Origin of the sequence: Microscilla marina ATCC 23134, from assembly GCF_000169175.1 — a bacterium.
Classification (GTDB): domain Bacteria; phylum Bacteroidota; class Bacteroidia; order Cytophagales; family Microscillaceae; genus Microscilla; species Microscilla marina.
Window position 1 is genome coordinate 164859 of the sequence record NZ_AAWS01000005.1, and the last position, 17164, is coordinate 182022.

Annotated in this window: 12 protein-coding genes and 1 pseudogene; 7 read left to right on the plus strand and 6 right to left on the minus strand. The window is 40.0% G+C overall.

The window, feature by feature from the left end; genetic code table 11:
* Positions 1–88 precede the first annotated feature (88 nt).
* Both M23134_RS05765 and M23134_RS05770 read left to right on the plus strand, forming a co-directional pair.
* Positions 89–1069 carry a tellurite resistance TerB family protein gene (locus M23134_RS05765; RefSeq protein ID WP_002694530.1) on the plus strand — a complete coding sequence of 327 codons (981 nt, stop codon included), beginning with the start codon at positions 89–91 and terminating at the stop codon, positions 1067–1069.
* Positions 1070–1635: 566 nt separating this feature from the next.
* Complete coding sequence (locus tag M23134_RS05770; protein WP_002694532.1) at positions 1636–3834, plus strand: 7TM diverse intracellular signaling domain-containing protein; 2199 nt, start codon at positions 1636–1638, stop codon at positions 3832–3834.
* 185 nt (positions 3835–4019) lie between these two features.
* Here the strand turns inward: M23134_RS05770 and M23134_RS05775 are convergent, their stop codons facing one another.
* Positions 4020–5102: a PAS domain-containing sensor histidine kinase gene (locus M23134_RS05775; protein WP_002694533.1), complete on the minus strand. Its 1083-nt coding sequence runs from the start codon at positions 5100–5102 to the stop codon at positions 4020–4022.
* A gap of 784 nt (positions 5103–5886) precedes the next feature.
* Here M23134_RS05775 and lysS point away from each other — a divergent pair.
* The 3 genes from lysS to M23134_RS05790 all read left to right on the plus strand — a co-directional run bounded on the left by lysS (position 5887) and on the right by M23134_RS05790 (position 9332).
* The gene (lysS, locus tag M23134_RS05780; RefSeq protein WP_002694534.1) at positions 5887–7635 is read left to right on the plus strand and encodes a lysine--tRNA ligase; all 1749 of its coding nucleotides are present in this window, start codon (positions 5887–5889) and stop codon (positions 7633–7635) included.
* Positions 7636–8335: 700 nt separating this feature from the next.
* Positions 8336–8575: a hypothetical protein gene (locus M23134_RS05785; protein ID WP_002694536.1), complete on the plus strand. Its 240-nt coding sequence runs from the start codon at positions 8336–8338 to the stop codon at positions 8573–8575.
* A 106-nt stretch (positions 8576–8681) separates the two neighbouring features.
* A complete protein-coding gene (locus M23134_RS05790) occupies positions 8682–9332 on the plus strand; it encodes a hypothetical protein (protein WP_002694537.1) in 651 nt (216 codons plus the stop codon).
* A 383-nt stretch (positions 9333–9715) separates the two neighbouring features.
* Here the strand turns inward: M23134_RS05790 and M23134_RS05795 are convergent, their stop codons facing one another.
* Positions 9716–10450: a LytR/AlgR family response regulator transcription factor gene (locus M23134_RS05795; protein ID WP_002694538.1), complete on the minus strand. Its 735-nt coding sequence runs from the start codon at positions 10448–10450 to the stop codon at positions 9716–9718.
* Positions 10443–12647, minus strand: a complete 2205-nt coding sequence (locus tag M23134_RS05800) for a tetratricopeptide repeat protein (protein WP_002694539.1) — start codon at positions 12645–12647, stop codon at positions 10443–10445. Before M23134_RS05800 ends, M23134_RS05795 begins: the two co-directional genes overlap by 8 nt.
* Before the next feature lie 481 nt (positions 12648–13128).
* On the opposite strand from M23134_RS05800, the gene solA reads away from it, so the two are divergent.
* On the plus strand, positions 13129–14301 hold the full coding sequence (gene solA, locus M23134_RS05805) for an N-methyl-L-tryptophan oxidase (protein ID WP_002694540.1): 1173 nt from the start codon (positions 13129–13131) through the stop codon (positions 14299–14301).
* An 85-nt stretch (positions 14302–14386) separates the two neighbouring features.
* Here solA and M23134_RS05810 read toward each other — a convergent pair whose 3' ends face one another.
* The 3 genes and pseudogenes from M23134_RS05810 to M23134_RS05820 all read right to left on the minus strand — a co-directional run bounded on the left by M23134_RS05810 (position 14387) and on the right by M23134_RS05820 (position 15874).
* Positions 14387–14680, minus strand: a complete 294-nt coding sequence (locus tag M23134_RS05810; protein ID WP_002694541.1) for a hypothetical protein — start codon at positions 14678–14680, stop codon at positions 14387–14389.
* A gap of 286 nt (positions 14681–14966) precedes the next feature.
* A pseudogene (locus tag M23134_RS42685) lies at positions 14967–15167 on the minus strand (hypothetical protein); the annotation flags it as partial.
* 482 nt (positions 15168–15649) lie between these two features.
* The gene (locus M23134_RS05820; RefSeq protein ID WP_002694543.1) at positions 15650–15874 is read right to left on the minus strand and encodes a hypothetical protein; all 225 of its coding nucleotides are present in this window, start codon (positions 15872–15874) and stop codon (positions 15650–15652) included.
* A gap of 223 nt (positions 15875–16097) precedes the next feature.
* Here M23134_RS05820 and M23134_RS05825 point away from each other — a divergent pair, with 223 nt between their 5' ends.
* Positions 16098–17123 (plus strand): sensor histidine kinase, encoded by a 1026-nt coding sequence (locus tag M23134_RS05825; RefSeq protein ID WP_002694544.1) that lies wholly within the window; start codon positions 16098–16100, stop codon positions 17121–17123.
* Positions 17124–17164: the final 41 nt, after the last annotated feature.

Below are 17164 nucleotides of genomic sequence, written 5' to 3' on the forward strand. Positions count from 1 at the left end.
AAAGTGAGAGGGTGTTTATACAAAGTTGTTGGGTTTTTATAGACCTTTTCTATACTTTTGTTTTTGCGCTAAAAAATCTCCAATATATATGCTCGAATCTTTTAAAACCATTATAAGCCTCATTGCCTATGTGTCGCTTGGTTTTACTTTTATGGAAGTTTATTTGACCCTAAATAAGCTTTGGAAGAGGAGACATGATCGGAAAGTAGCAGAGAGTATTTCGATTACAGGTAAGTTTATTGGCTTTTTTACCAGCTCGGTATTTGTGCTTAATTTTTCTTTTGCTTATCACTGGCAAGGTGCCATCAATGCTTCTTTTTGGGCTTTTGCGGCAGTTGTTCAGATATTTATTGGTGCTGGTTTGTGGGTAGTGGGTCAGCAAAAAGCTGGTTTTTGGACCCTGGTCAAAAGGGCTTTGAAGCTAGAGCGAAAAGAAGCAGGTGATCTTGCTAAATCGTTTTTTAGACCATCGCAAGCCTATAAAGTAATAGAAATATTGAGTAAAGTGGCTATGATAGATGAAGTGCTCGACGATAGTGAAAAGGAGTTTATTCAGCAATTTGCCGAACTATGGGATATTCACTTCGACTGGGAAGAGTTTACCAAAGAGAACGGGCAACATAGCCCTATTTCTTTTACCGAGTTGCGCAACGCTATGGTAGAGTACTTGCATACTTCGCCACCCACCGACCAAGTGTCTCAATTGGGCGACGTATTGAATATGTTGGTAAGAATAGATGGGGTAGTGTCAGAAGAAGAAGAGCTGGTACTGGAAGAGTTAATGGGGCTTATAAAACAATACGAAGACGAAGATCCTTCTACTGTGTTGTATAGCATAGCCATTGTGCCACAAAGTGCTGAACAGGAACAAGCCATACTACAAACAATGCCTACCTTGCGCAAAAGCCAGGTGGCAGGTGGACACGCATTTCTAATTGGTCCCTTTCACTCTCAAAAATATGCGCAGATTGTATGCAATAAATATCGTATGTTGAGGTGCTTTAGTGTTGTTGTAGAGATGGAAGACAGTCTCGATCTTTCCCAAAGTACACTTCCTGATCATTCCTGAGTTTATTTCCTTTATAAACTACTTTTTAATTGGCCAACAGGTGACAGGTAGGCTGTTCAAAATTAGGTGATTTCTTCCCCTCATTTTTTCTAAATTTCTGTAGTAAATACCAAAGTAAATTCACCCACAAAACACCCTTTCCGCCTCGGTTGTGTGTTTTCACCAACCGATCGATACCCCGAAAAACAGCGTTTAAGCGTAGATTCGTGTCAGTCGGTGTGTCACGCGACCGAGGAGAATGACGTTTAATGACGTTTTTTGAAAATTGGTTGGACTCTGAATAAAACAGCCCCATATTGAGTAAATAAACTCGCCATAATAATTAAGGATGGCTTAAATGGGGCATTTTTTTAAAATTTTGAACAGCCTAGATGACATGTTAGTGCTGGACACGTACCTTGAGTTTACTGATAGGGTGGTGGTTGGCATGTAAGAAATTTTGATTTTTAAGACACATTTTAAAGTTTCTATTTAGCTTTGCATTTCAAAGATGACTTCTGAGGGGGTTGAATAAGGATAAAATAAGCATCAAAACAGTTGTAGGTTTTTGATGTGGAGGTTATAGAATGCAAAATAAATGGTTTATTAAAGTATGGTTTGTGGCAAGTATAGTTTGGCTACTGTTGACAGAGAGCGTTGCCCAACCCAATTTGTCGGTAATGAAGCTATCAGGCACCAAGCCAAGCTATACCATAGGCAAATATATGGCTGTATTGGAAGACAAAACCAATCAGTTGAGTTTTGAACAGGTGCGGGCGTCTAAAGCCAAATTTACATTGTCATCTACTAAAAACCTTAACCTGGGGTTTTCTGATGCTACCTATTGGCTGAAATTTAGGGTAAAGAAAACGGATTCATTGCTCAATAGTTGGCTGATCAATCAAGACTACCCTTTGATTGACCAAGTGATACTGTATTATAAAGACGCCACGGGTAATTGGCAAAACAAACGCAATGGTGACATGTTGCCCTTATACGCCAAAACGCTTCCATACCGTACCATTGTTTTTCCTTTAAACGGACTGGTTACCAACAAAACCTATATTTTTTATCTCAAAGTACGTTCTTCAGGCACCATTCAGTTGCCGTTGTATATTCAAAAAACCGACTACTACCACCAGCAACAAGTACGCACCGAAATGTTTTACGGCATTTTTGTAGGCATTCTGTTCTTGATTACCATTACTAATGTATTTCTGGGCATTATCTTTAGGCAACGAGTATATTTTTTTTATGTACTTTATATTACCGGGTGCTTGTTGTTATACACGTCGCTTAGTGGGCACGCCTACCAGTATATTTGGGGTAACCTGCCTGAAATTAATAACCCCATGCTGATAATCTCTATGGGCATGTTTATCACTGGCTTGGCGTTTTTTGTCCAGGATTTTATTCGAATAAAAAACACTTTAATTAAAGTGACCCTCAAAACCTTGGCGTTGGTAGGGGTTTTATTCATGGTGATAGCTTTTGTAGTGCCCTATAATAAAATTGTACGTTGGGCCACCTTAGCGTCGTCGTTTACCTTGTTGGTTACCCTTATTGCAGGTATTTATGCCTTGGTGCGAAAACAAGCTTCAGCCCGGTATTTTGTGCTTGCTTTTGCTATCTATGCCTTGGGTGCATTAATGGTTGTTTTTAGGGCGATGGGACTATTACCCGTGAGTTTTTTTGCTACCCACGCCGTAGAGATAGCCAATGTAATAGAAATAGTGCTTATTGCCTTTGCGTTGAGTGATCGTTATAGACGAGAACAAATACAAAATCAGAAAGCTAAAGCGCAGGCACAGCGAGAAGCCCTGTATGCGCAAAAACAGGCCCTATACATTCAGAAAGAGGCCAACGAAAACCTGGAAAGTAAAGTACAGGTGCGCACCAGCGAGCTGGAACTGAAAAATGAGGCGCTACTCAAGATAAGCGAAGAGCTAAGAGAAAACCTTGACGCCCTCAAAGCCACCCAAGAGCTGGTAAAATACAACGCTAACCTGGTATCGCAGAAAAACCGCCGTATTCAAGATAGTATTAAGTCGGCATTGAGCATTCAACGCGCCATTTTACCCAACAAAGAAGAGCGTGCCCATATACTAGGGGAACATTACATTATATACCGACCCAAAGATGTGGTGTCGGGCGATTTTTACTGGATAAAACAAATAGGAAACAAGGTTATGTTGGCGGCAGTAGACTGTACTGGACATGGGGTACCAGGTGCCTTTATGTCTTTGATTGGCTACAATGCCCTGGAGAAAATAATTGTGGGCAATCAAAATACCGACCCTGCCCATGCATTGAATGAACTCCACGAGGAAATTCGCAGCTTATTTGCCAAACAAAAGCATTTTACAAGTAGTGGAATGGACATTGTGCTCATAGCCTTGGAAAAACAACCTAATGGCGATACTCAGTTGGTATTTGCCGGAGCCAAATCTGACGTATATTATATAGAGCCTCCTTACCGAAGTTTGCATCGCCTTAAGGGAGATAACTTATACATTGGAGACTTGAATAAATCACAAAAAAAGTTTGCCAACCAAAGCTTAACGCTTAAAAAGGATAGCCTGGTGTATACAGGTTCAGATGGTTTACGTGATCAGAACAACGTAAATCGCAAAAGGTTTGGAGGAGGGCGTTTACAGGTGGTGTTGCAAGAGCATGCCATGCTACCACTGAATGAACAAAAACGAGCCCTTGAAGAAATACTAGATCAATACCAACGCGACACTACCCAAAGAGATGATATTCTGTGGATGGGGGTAAAGCTATAGTTGAGTTTTTAAGTGGCTGGCAGTTTACTTAGTAAAACGTAAAAAATAAAGTACTCCAAAAGGACAAAATATTTGGTGGGAGGACGAGCGAAAAAATCTTTGCATAGCTAAAGCTATGGAACTATTTTTTTGAGAAGTACCCCTGCCAGAGATGCCGTTCTATGGATTAGGTTATTTTTGTAGTTTTACTTAAAAAGTTTGATAATAAAGCTTGTACCCTCGTTTACCTTACTTTCTACCGATATTTCACCCTTGTGCTGATCTATGATGTGTTTGGTAATAGACATGCCTAACCCGGTCGTTTTTTCACCGCTGGTGCCTGCCCGCCGAGCTTTGGTAAACTTGTCAAACAAAAAAGGAATTTTATCGGCTGGAATGCCAATGCCCGAATCTTTGACGCAAATAGTGGCATAGTTGGAGGCGTCGTTGAGTGTTACTGTTACTTGCCCATGGCGAGAGGTAAACTTAATGGCATTAGACAGCAAGTTGTTGACCGCCTGAATGATTTTGGTGGCATCTAGCGTCATTTCACTGTCGTGCGCAGCATCTATAATCAAGTTCAATGATATATTCTTTTTGATGGCTTGTTGTTCAAACATGTGGCAAGACTCGGTCAATAGCTTGCTCAGTTTGGTTTCTGATAAGTTTAGTTCACCTTTGCCCTCTTCAAGCGAATGAGTATCTAAGAGGTCAGCCATCAGGTTATTGGCAAAGTTACAGCTCTCTTTGATTAACTGAATGTACTTGCTTAAGTCTTGATTGTCTAAACTATGGGTTTCCATTTCCAGCAATTGGGTAAGCCCCAAAATAGACTGAAGGGGGCTGCGTAAGTCATGCGACAACATGCGCAACATTTCATCTTTTGATTTGGTCAAAGATGTAAGGTCTTTTTCTACCGTTTTTTTATAAGTAATATCCTCTATAATGCCCGCCTGACAATACAATTCACCTTGGGTGTTATACACAGGGAATGTTCTGACCCATACCCACTTTTCATTGTTTTTCGGGGTAATGATACGGTACTCGTCGTTTCTGCGGGTATCGCTCTTGATAAATTTATGGTGATTTGCTTCTACCCGAGCTTTATCGTCAGGGTGCACAAAGTTCAAAAACGAATCGGTTTGTTCATTCCAATCAACTTCTTCCACCTCCCATATTTTAAAAAATCCAGGACTATAATAAATGGCTTCTTTAGTAGATACATCTCGTAAAAACAAACCTGCATCGATATGGTTTACAATATTTTCAATCAGGTGAGTTACTTCCATATTATCATCTTTTTATCTCTGTTGGGAGTGTAGTTGGCAAAAACTACGGCAAATCCACCACTTTTAACTAGTGCATTAGGGATCATAGCTGCCTAACTTTTTTACGAGGAAGTCAGGTGGCAAAAGTCGCCAAATAACCGAGCCTACAGCTCTGCTGTGGCGAGCTCTGCGAAGCTAATATGTGAGTAACTTAGTCCCTGATGTACTAGTGATAGTAGAACTACAATAGTCCATAGTATTTAGTCGGTAGTCCATAGCTGATTCAAGTAAATGTTCACCTTATTAAATACTGTAAACCGAACTTGTGAGCTCAACGAAGTTAATCAGTATTTTATATTAAGATTGCATACTCAACTTTATTTTCAAAAGTGTTTCGGTTTTATGCCTAAACACCCAGTTAAATAGTTTTTAAATTCATAAATAACTGATAACCGAGCCTCTGGCGAGCTCAACAAAGTTAATCAGAAACCAACTTTGACTAAAATCACTGAGGAGTATTGAGAACTAAAGAAGTCAGAAAAAAACAATAATCCTAGAGGAGAGGTGTTTTTTAGCCAGTTACTTTTTTTGTTGCCAAACTAAAAACACCACTTTTGGCGGGGTTTGTTATCTTTAGTACAAGGCTCCTTACTCGATTTTAATTTATAAATTAGCCACAAAAAAAGGCATTTGATGAGAATATTTGTAACCTTGCCTTTGTTTATTTACTTTTGTAGCCTCCATCTAAAAAACAAGCTTTTTAATTGATTAATAGCTATTTATAATCTTAATTTTAATAAATTAAATGCAATTTAACATGAGACCTGAGCAGGAACGCGTGCGCATAGAGAAGCTGGAAGAGCTGCGCAAGTTAGGGATAAATCCTTATCCTGCCGATTTGTACGAAATCAATGCCTCCAGTGCTGACATCAAAACCGACTGCGATCATTTGGCCGCAGGTGATAAGGTAGAGGAAGGTAAGTACAAACAGGTTTCTGTAGCCGGGCGTTTGATGAGCCGTCGTATTCAGGGCAAAGCAGGGTTTGCTGAATTACAAGATTCACAAGGACGTGTACAGATTTATATGAACCGCGATGAGATTTGTCCGGGAGAAGATAAGTCTTATTACAACAATGTGTATAAAAAACTAGTTGACCTGGGCGATATTCTTGGTGTCAAAGGCTACGTTTTTAAAACTCAAACGGGTGAGTTGAGTATCTGGGTAACCGAGTATATCTTGCTTACCAAGGCAATCAAACCATTGCCCCAGCCCAAAACCGACGAGGATGGCAAAGTGCACGATGCTTTTACCGACCCTGAATTGCGTTACCGTCAGCGTTATGTAGACTTAGTTGTAAACCCACAAGTAAGAGATACTTTCATTAAGCGTACCAAGCTGGTAAACACCATGCGGGACTACCTCAATGATAAAGGGTATTTAGAAGTAGAAACCCCCATACTACAGCCTTTGTATGGAGGAGCTGCTGCCCGACCATTTAAAACTCACCACAATACGTTGGACATGACATTGTACTTACGCATTGCCAACGAGTTGTACCTCAAAAGACTAATTGTGGGTGGCTTTGATGGAGTATACGAGTTTTCTAAGGACTTTCGTAACGAAGGCATGAGCCGTTTTCATAATCCGGAATTTACTCAAGTTGAGCTATACGTGGCTTACAAAGACTATGAGTGGATGATGAACCTGGTAGAAGAAATGGTAGAAAAAGTTGCCATTGCTTTGCACGGCACTACTGAGGTGCAAGTAGGCGCCAATACCATCAATTTTCAACGCCCCTGGAAACGTTATACGATGTTCGAAGCCATTGAGCACTTTACGGGCATTGATATTTCTGAAATGAACGAAGATCAGCTGCGCGAAACGTGTAAAAAGCTGGATGTGGAAACTGACCCTTCTATGGGTAAAGGCAAGTTGATTGATGAGATTTTTGGCGAAAAATGCGAAGGCTCCCTTATCCAACCTACCTTTATTACCAACTACCCAGTAGAAATGTCGCCTTTGGCTAAAAGCCACCGCGATAAGCCTGGTTTGGTAGAGCGTTTTGAAGCTATAGCCAATGGAAAAGAGATTTGCAATGCTTTTTCTGAACTGAACGATCCCCTGGATCAACGCCAGCGTTTTGAAGACCAGGTAAACCTGGGCAAACGAGGCGATGATGAAGCTATGACTCTTGACGAGGATTTCTTGCGTGCGCTTGAGTATGGAATGCCACCTACAGCTGGTTTGGGTATTGGCATCGACCGTTTGTCTATGATCATGACGAACTCTTCTACTATTCAAGAAGTGTTGTTTTTCCCGCAGATGCGTCCCGAAAAGCAACCAGTCATTGCTACAGTAGAAGATTACAAGTCGATAGGTGTGCGTGAAGAGTTAGTGCCTATTATTCAAAAACTAGGGTACTTTGAAATAGAAAAACTAAAAGAAGCCAACGCTAATAAATTGCATCAGGAAGTGTGCGGAATGCGCAAAAAACTCAAACTGAATGATGTGAAAAACCCTTCTAAAGAAGAAGTAGCCGATTGGCTGGCTTAGTATAAATAACTGATCTTTCGCAGTACGTATTTTTGTTTTTAAGCAAAAAAACACAGTATAGGACTAAGGTTGCGTCAGCTGGATTCAGCCTTAGTTTGTTGCCGTTAAGAATCTGTGAAACGAAGCCGTAAAAACAGGTCACTGTTTGAGCCACAGGCGAGTTTGAGCTGTTTCGGCGTAGTGCAACAGATTTAGGCGAAACAAACTACAGCTGCGGGTTTTTTGATTACTTTTTTACCTGTAGAAAAAAGTAATGGCTCACAGATACTCGAATCATTGCTTTTTATAAGCATATTTTGCTGAGTGGTATTTTTTCACAGAAAACAAATTTTTAACCTGCGAAAGGTCAGTAAATAATAAAACAAAAACCGACAACTTTACAAAGTGTCGGTTTTTGTTTTTATAAGCGGCACTGTTTTGATGACTCAATTTTTTTGGCTCGAACTTGCCGTAAGGCTTCGTTTCACATTTTCTTTTCTAGCCTCCCACGGCTTCAATGTGTTTCTTTGACATATACAGGAGCGTACACAGGTTTACCCCAGCGATGAATATACACAACCAATAAATAGCCCTACCTTTTACGGTTTTGGTTCAAATCTACACGAATATAAACCCATCTCTTACGGATATATATTGCCTGTTTACAACCATTGCTTTTGTACCTACCTTTGAGAAAAATATCCACAATAGATTTAATTTTATGGAATACATCAAGGCACAAATCGGGCGATTTGGAGGAATACTGGCATTGTTTGGGGTTGCTTCATCTGTACTATCTATTTTTGGTTATAACCTTAAACTGCTCATGTGGGTAGACCTTTGGGGCAATACAATGGGGTGGTTGCTCCGGATAGGGTTTATTGTTGCAGGAGTAGCATTGCTCTTTATTTTTGGTAAAAGTGAAGACGAAGAAGAGGAAACCAAAACTGTTAGTAACTAATCTCCAAGTGATCAATTTTTATGAATGCCCAATAGGGCAATCAGGCTATTTCAAAAACTGTGTTGTATGACAGCATACAACCGCTATTATTTCTTATTATATTATTATGAACAGCAAAGCTTATAAAAGTATGTGGTTTGCCACAGTGTTGGCAGTATTTACCTTGTTTTTGTCTTCTTGCGAAGGCGGAAATCCTTTGACAGGTGGTGGTGCACCAGACATGGCATTGAACAATGGCGAACATTTGAACGAGTTGAAACAACTCTTAGAGCGCAAGTTTGGGGCGGATAAAGCAGTATATGAACTGTCACTGCATTCAGAAAATCACCTGACCAGCGAATTTGGTAATGCCACGATTAGTTACCTTGACAAAGGGGTAGATTACTCTCAGAGTTACCTGGTAGCGTTGGGCGATGGTCAAGAGTTGCAGGCTCCTAAAATGGCGTCTAAAGGTTTTCAGAAAAAATTCTTCTTAAAAAACAAGCAAGGCAAAGTAAAGCTGAAAGAACTGGACTTTGACCTGATATTGACCAAGTATGACGAAGCCATAGGAATGATTCCGAAAGAGTTTGAAAACTTTGAGCTGGTACAGTGGAGTTTCAGGGTAAATAACCAAAATAAAGTAGCGGCAAGCTTTAAAATAGAAGGTACCAAAAAAGGGGAAAAAAGTACCCGTCAAGGACGACAAAGGGTGACCAACTATTATGAGTTCTCTTTTAAAATGAATGAAAAAGAAGACCTCAAAATAGCCAACTAGCCACCATTGTAATTTGCTAATTCTACTACAAAACCTAACGAGTGCTCTTTCAACGTTTGAATTGGGGGGAGAATGTGGAAGAATGGTGTAGTCAGACAAGGCGTAAAAAATGAGCATAGCCATAGCTACGTAAATTTTTTATAACGAAGTATGACAAAACCAGTTGCCATAGGAACCCATAAATATAATCTTGACAGAGCACTAATGATTCTTAAATCCTTCGGAGCTTTTTTTAATGTGTGATATACTTTGAAAAGAACATCCGAAAACATCAGAGATAAGGGATAAATGTGGGTGATCAACTTTTGAGAGAATTATTATTGGTTCAAGTATTTGAGTATGATTACTTTTTGCTTGAACCATTTTTTCTTTTGCATACACCTTTAATGAATACCTGCTTTGAGCAATAGCGCCACAAAGCTTTCTTTTTTACGGCTCGATACTGGAATTGCCTCCCCATTGCGTAAAATCACATAGCCGTTTTTGTCATATTTGTCTATGTAATTGAGGTTAACACAATAAGACTGATGTGTGCGCACAAAAGTAGCCGAGGGTAGTTGCCCTTCATAGTCTTTCAGCGATTTGGAAGCCACAAAAGATTTGCCATTTGCCAAATAAAAAGTAGTATAGCCTTTGTCTGATTTACAAAACATAAGTGTTTTCAAATCTATAATCTGTAGGCTGTCTTGTAGCCGAAGCACCAGCTTGTCTTTGTCGTCGTTCCATTGTTTGGGGTTGGTTTCAGGGGTGTTTTTTCGGGAAAGGCTCACCAAAGCCTTGTCTATAGCAGTTTCCAGTTCATCCAAATCTACCGGCTTTAGTATATAATCAATAGCGCCTTGTTTCAATGCCTGCAGTGCATATTTTTCGTAGGCAGTGGTAAAAATAACCCTATGCGCCAATTGCGAAGTTTTTTCTAAAAACTCAAAAGCGTTGCCATCTGCCAGGTTAATGTCCAGAAAAACCAAATCTGGCTTACAGGCCTTACTTACCGTAATGGCTTCTTGCACCGAGGCACACTCCCCAATAATAGTGAGCCCCTTATCGAGCATCTCAATCATACTAATCAGTCCTTTGCGGATATACTCTTCATCTTCTATAATGAGTGTTTTAATCATCCTTCTTTATTTTATAAGGTAATACCAGTGTCACAATAGTTCCTTTTTCGTTAAAATTAGCCCGGTTCTGGATGTCAATGGCTGTTTTTACTTTAAACTCTTTTGAAAATATCTTGAGGCGTTCGGTGGTAATGGCAGTGGCAAGCGATTTTTTTGACTCATTTTTTTGTAGCATTTCTTCCCCAATGCCCACCCCATTGTCTACTACTGCACACGTCAGCTTTTGGTTGGCAAATGCTATGTTTACTTGAATTCTCTTATCTTCTTTTTTGCCTGTAAAACCGTGCTCAATGGCATTTTCTACAAAAGGTTGAATCATCATAGGCGGAATCAATATATCTTGCGGGTTAATGTGTGCCTCTAGGTCAATGCTATAGTTGTAAGGTTGGCTTGCGCCTAAATTTTGTACAATTAAATAGTTTTCAACTGCTTTTAGTTCATTGTCCAGTGGTACAATTTTATCGCGGGAGTTTTCCAGCACAATGCGTAGCAACCTCGAAAACTTAGACAAATAAGTAATGGCTTTTTTATACTCTTTGTTGAGTATAATACCTTGCAATATCGACAGGGAGTTGAATATAAAATGAGGGGTCATTTGCGAACGCAACAGTTTTTGCTCTACCTGGGCACGTGTACGCTCCGACTTTGCCGCTTTCCAGATCAACCATACAATGACTGCCCCGGCACATATCAAAAATACCAAAAAGCCAATGATGGCCTGTAGGGTTTGTTTTTGAGATTGTGCCAGGTTTAAATCTGCTACTTCTACTTTTTTTACCAACTTCAGCTCTCTTTGACTTGCCAAAGCCAATTCCTTTTGGTACTTGTATTGGGACTCTAGCTGTGTAATCTTTTGAATTTTCTTTTTATTAAAAATCTCATCGTGTAGCTTTTTGTAAGCCACATGGTTTTCATAAGCATTTTGGTATTGCCCCAAGGCACTATATATCTCTGCCAAGGCTTTATAAACCTCCTTTTGTTGGGTTTTTATTTGGTGGGCATCCGCTATTTTTTTTGCTGTAAGCGCCTTATCCAATGCTTGTGGGTACTCTTTCTTATAAATATGCACATCGCTTAGCCCCAAATATGCCAGACTGATCCCTTTTTGGTCACCAATTTTTTGCTTAATAGCTAACCCCCTTTCGTAATACTGGTAAGCCAGGACTGGTTTGCCAGTGGTAAGCATAATATCGGCAATGTTGGTCAGGCATTGAGACGATAAGTGTTGGTTACCGATTTGTTTGCTGAGTTTTAAAGATTTTTCCAGGTATTCTACCGCCTTTTGATTATCTCCTTTCTTTTTATAAATCAACCCCATGTTATTCAGGCATTTGGCAACATTGCGTTTGTCTTTAAGTTGTTTGCCCAAACTCAATGATTGCTCATAGTATTGCAACGCCTTGTCGTACTCTAGCTGTTTTTTGTAAATGATTCCCAAGTTGTTGAAGCATTTCGATATACCCGGCTTATGCCCCATTTCCTGATAAGTTGCCAGGGATTTGTGATAGTATTCTACGGCCAGGGGGTAATTGCCCTGGTCATCGCAAACTGTACCCATATTGTTATAGCAACTCGCAATGCCCTTTGTGTCGTCAATTTTGCGGTACACCTCCAGTGCCTCTTTATAAGTTTGTATCGCTTGTTCATACTTGCTTAGATCGGCATAAGCACTGGCAAGCCCGTTGAGCGCCGTCGAAAGTGTTTGTTGATCATTTATTTTAGTGGCCAAAGCACGCGATTTTTCAAAATACTTCTGGGCAGTCTTGTAGTTGCTTTGAAAGTAGTGCGCCAAGCCTATAGAATACCAGGCAAGCCCCACATTTCTTTGGTCACCTACTTGGGCAAATGCCTGACGCGATTTTTCGAAATATTCGACGGCTTTAGAAAAGTCTGACTTTTGGGCGTGTAGGCGCGCCTGTATATTTAGGCTATAAGCCTTGCCTTTAGTAAACTTGAGTTGGTGGGCAAGTTCTTGGGCTTTTGCTACATATTGGGCAGCTTCGTCTGCCTTTTTAAGCCTTAACTGAACTCTTGCCAATGCATTCAAAATATTTACCTTGGTAGTATCAGCCGTTGGGTGTTTTTGCAATACTTGCTTCAGGCTGTCTATAGCTAATTTAGACTTTTGCCCCCAGGCAAAAAAAGGGAGCGCCCAGATAAACAATGACGTGAGTAGTTTTAAAGAGTAATTTGTCATTCAGTATAGATTTATGAGATAAGTAGTTGTAAGTCTTTAGATACCAGTGCAATGAGCGATATTAAGTTGTTTTAGCGTGGGGTTTAGGTAACATTATAAAAAGAAGGAGGGAAGTACCCTCAAAATTAATGAAATCAAACAGGAAATCATATCTTTGGTAAAGCTTTGTTTGATAAGGATGTGGACAATGAAGGTGCCTTTCAGGAATTGTTCAAAAATAAACTTACACTCTGAGAGGTGATTTTTCGCCTTGATACTTCGTTATTTTTCGCCGTTGGCAGAGCTCGGCACAGCGTAGCTGTAGCCATCGGTTATTGCCCGTAGCGCTGCTATGGGCGCAAAAAATAGCCTCGTCTCAAAACAAAACCTCTACCTCAAGAATGGTAATTTAATTTCTCACCATTCCTTAGACATCTTACAATTTGGCACAATATCAAATAGCGAAAATTTAAACAAGCCCTCATCCAACAACAATAAACCAATGCAAGATACTCTATACGATGCCATTGTAATAGGTGTAGGCGCCATGGGCGCTGCGGCTACTTATTACCTGGCCAACCAAGGGGCGCAAGTGCTTGCCCTTGAGCAATACGACATAGTACATCCGCATGGATCGCACTTTGGGCAAAGCCGCCTGATAAGAAAAGCCTACGCTGAGCACCCCGATTATGTTCCTTTGCTGGAGCGGGCTTACACCAATTGGACAAGTTTAGAACAAGCCACACAACAAAAGCTGTATCATGAGGTGGGGCTTGCCTATTTGGGTACACCCGAAGCCCAATTTATTAAAGACGTGAAGGCGTCTGCTCAACAATATGATATTCCATTGGAAACCTACTTGTCCGAAGTTGCCCAAAAGCGTTTTCCTCAGTTTAAACTTTTGCCCAACCAAGAGGCCGTATGGGAGCCCAACGCTGGGTATATCACTCCTGAGCGTACCCTGACTGTTTTGACCCAAGCCGCCCAACAACAAGGAGCTGATATTCGTACGCGTGAAATCGTGTTTAACTGGCAGCTCAAAGAAGGAAAGGTAAAAGTAAGTACCAATCAAGGCACCTACTTTGCCCACAAGCTGATCGTGACCGCAGGTGCCTATACCGCTAAAATATTGCCTCAGCTTGCCGATGACCTTCAGGTAACCCGCCAATTGATGGCGTGGATAAAACCAAAGAAAGCTATAGACAACATGCCTTGTTGGATTGTTGATTTACCTGAAGTACCAGGCATTTATTATGGTTTTCCGTGGCTGCCGCCCGAATGGTTGGCCACAGAAGCCAATCAAACCGTGGGTTTTAAACTAGGGCATCATACTCCAGGGCAGGCAGTGCTACCCAAAGACTTACCTCTGACCGAAAATAAGGAACTTATTGCGCAGGAAAAAGCCAACTTACAGGCGTTTATTGCTCAGCACTTACCCGATTTACAGGGCGATTTTGTAGAGGTGAAGCATTGCTTGTATACCTACTCGCCCGACGAACACTTCATCATTGATTACTTGCCTGAGACCCATCAAAAAGTAGTGATAGCGGCAGGCTTTAGTGGGCACGGGTTTAAATTTGTGCCTGCTATAGGTGAAATACTTGCCGACCTTGCCCTCAAAGGCAGCACCAACCTACCTATTGGGTTTTTATCGTTGTCGCGGCTGCAGCAGTAGTTGGTTAACTAAAAACAGGTGTTAATGAAGGCACAACGCCAATATTAACACCTGTAGACCAATAAATCAATTGTAACTAATCTAATTAAATATGTTTAATGCTCTCCTTCACTTTGTCAATGCGATTGCGCAACATATCTAATTCGTACTGTTTTTCGATATAACTCAGGTAGTGAAAAGCAGCCACCAACGCATATTGCGGGATGGTAAAAGAACGAGGTTCACGTAAATGATTGGCAAATGTAGTATATGGTACACCTACCGCTTCAGCTATGTTTTCACGAGTTACTTTTATGCCTACTTTTTTTAATCTCCTGATCTCTTGTTTGATAAATTCAGAATTGATTGTGTCCAATTCTGGCAGTTTTTGAACGAGCATAGTAATCAACTTTTTATATATATTAACATCCTTACATTAAATGCATATCGGTAGTGATCACTTAAGTAGTGGCACAAGTGGCTGAAAATATCATAGGCTATATTGAAAACGTCTCTAAATTTATGTATGTACAGCTTATTTTCATAAGTGGTGTAATTTTTTTGCTATTTATGCACCATAATTTACCCGTTTTTAGGCTAAACACGACAAGTTGTCGGGTAAAAGGCCTGTAGCCACCCTACAGCTTTCATACATAATTCGTAGGTTTTATAAGTGTAAATCAAAATTATATTTTGCTAAAACCTGCTTTTGCTGCGGTTATTTGACGATTTTTACAAAATAAATAGGGAATTGCTTCATTTTTGGGCAGCACATTGTGAAATTCCCTGGTATTCACTTTTCTTCCGAGGATTTTTTTGAACTTTTTTCTTAGCGTCAGTATTCCCACTTGCCCCACTTTATAAACACCCACTTGTGCTGACCTGACAGTGTAATATTGTAGTAGCTGATATTACCTTGTTTTGGGCAGGTTCTCTGTTGATGCTGGGAAACAGAGAACGTTTTGCTTTACCAAATTGTTGCAAAAAATGTTGAGTGCATGACAATTTTAATAGGAGGTTGCCCGAAATAGCTGTCATTTGGGTGCAGTAGTACCAGCCGTTTTTTGTTGCTCAATTGAACATTCTTTGGGGTGTAATGGCAGAAGTAGAGCTTTGATTTGGACTGGATTTTCTATGAGGAAAACCTGAGCAGGGAGGCAAACTGTAAATGACTTATGATGTCTTGGGAACTTTTTGCTTGCTTAAGTTTATAGAGAAGAATTTTTTAACTTTCGTTCAACGGCAAGTTATACGCTTATCCCTATTGGCAGAGACTAAGAAGGAAGCCTTCAACCAGTAAATTAATAAAAAGATAAAACCCCAGATATTGTAAAATATTTGGGGCTTTGAGCGGGCGCTGAGTGAATGGTTATTGAAACTTAATATATTGAATCTTTACTTTATCAATGAGCTTTTTACCTGTATCATTACTTACTTCTTTTGTGATGTTTTTCTTGCCCGACTTCCAGTTGCCGCTGGCTTGCTCCGACGAATCACCACTATGTAAGGTAACTGTGATAAGCATACCAAGTATAATTGCCACCAAAACAAAAACTCCTAATAAAGAGGGGGTAGCTGCCGTGTGATTTTTCATGGTGATAATATTTTATAGTTATATAGATTGATTGATTCAAATTTCACATGATTATATCATTTTTCTAAAAAAAGATGATTACCTACTAAGATTACATGACCAAAGCCGTTCATCAAGTGACCAAAGCAGTTGATCATATTTAGTTGTTTTATTGTGATAAATATAAGTGTTTTGTAGTGGTGGTGATAGGTGAAGATGTTTGAATAGCGAAAAATCAACAACTATGGTAAGCACTTTTAAAGAGAGTTCCAAGGCACTGAAGGCAAAGTTTGGCTGGAGCGATTTAGTTATTTTTGTGGTGGTAACTGTGCTGCTTGGAACAATGAGTCGCATAGAAAAGCCCGAAAAAACTTTTAGTCTACTGGACACCCTGATCAGTACTTCTTCAGTATTGATACCCATTTATATCAATCACTTTTTATTGGTGCCTCGCTTTTTCGACAAGGGACATTTTACTCGTTACGTCATCGTTTTTGTCGTTTTTTGGGGCATTGTTACTACCCTGTCAGCATTGTCGCTAGATGCCCATGACTATGAAAAATATGGTACCATTTGGCAATTTATCCCATTGTTGGCAATTGGGCAATTGATGATACTATTGGTGGGACTGACCATGTTGTTTACCAAACGTGCTATTTTGCAAACCCAGGTAAAGCTCAAAAACAAAGTGTTGATTCAGCAAATGGAAATGAAACTGCTCAAGGCACAGCTCAATCCACATTTTTTATTTAATTCTCTCAACAATATTTATGCATTAAGCCTCGATAGCCTGCCCGAAACCTCTGATACTATCCTCAAACTGTCTGAGCTGATGCGTTACCAATTGCAAAGTAGTCAAAAACAAACTTTACCTCTGGCCGACGAGTTGCAATTTGTGCAAAACTACATAGATCTGGAGCGTATCCGTCTCACTGAAAAATCGGATGTACAGTTGCACATAGAGGGAGAGGTTGCTCACCAGCAAATAGCCCCTATGTTGCTCATTCCGTTCATCGAAAACAGCTTTAAGCACGGCATAAATACCATACAAGATAATTTTATTCACATATTTATTCATGTACAGCACCACCACCTAAGCTTTGACATTAAAAATAGCATTCCTTCTAAAAATGCAAAACGAATTTCTACCAAAACAGGACTGGATAACACCCAGCGTAGACTCAATCTTTTGTATAAAAATCAATATGACTTGAATATTACTGCAGAAAACAATACCTTTAAAGTACACCTTGAGCTAGAATTGACCTGACATGTTGACTCTACCATCCATCATCATTGATAATTAGATAA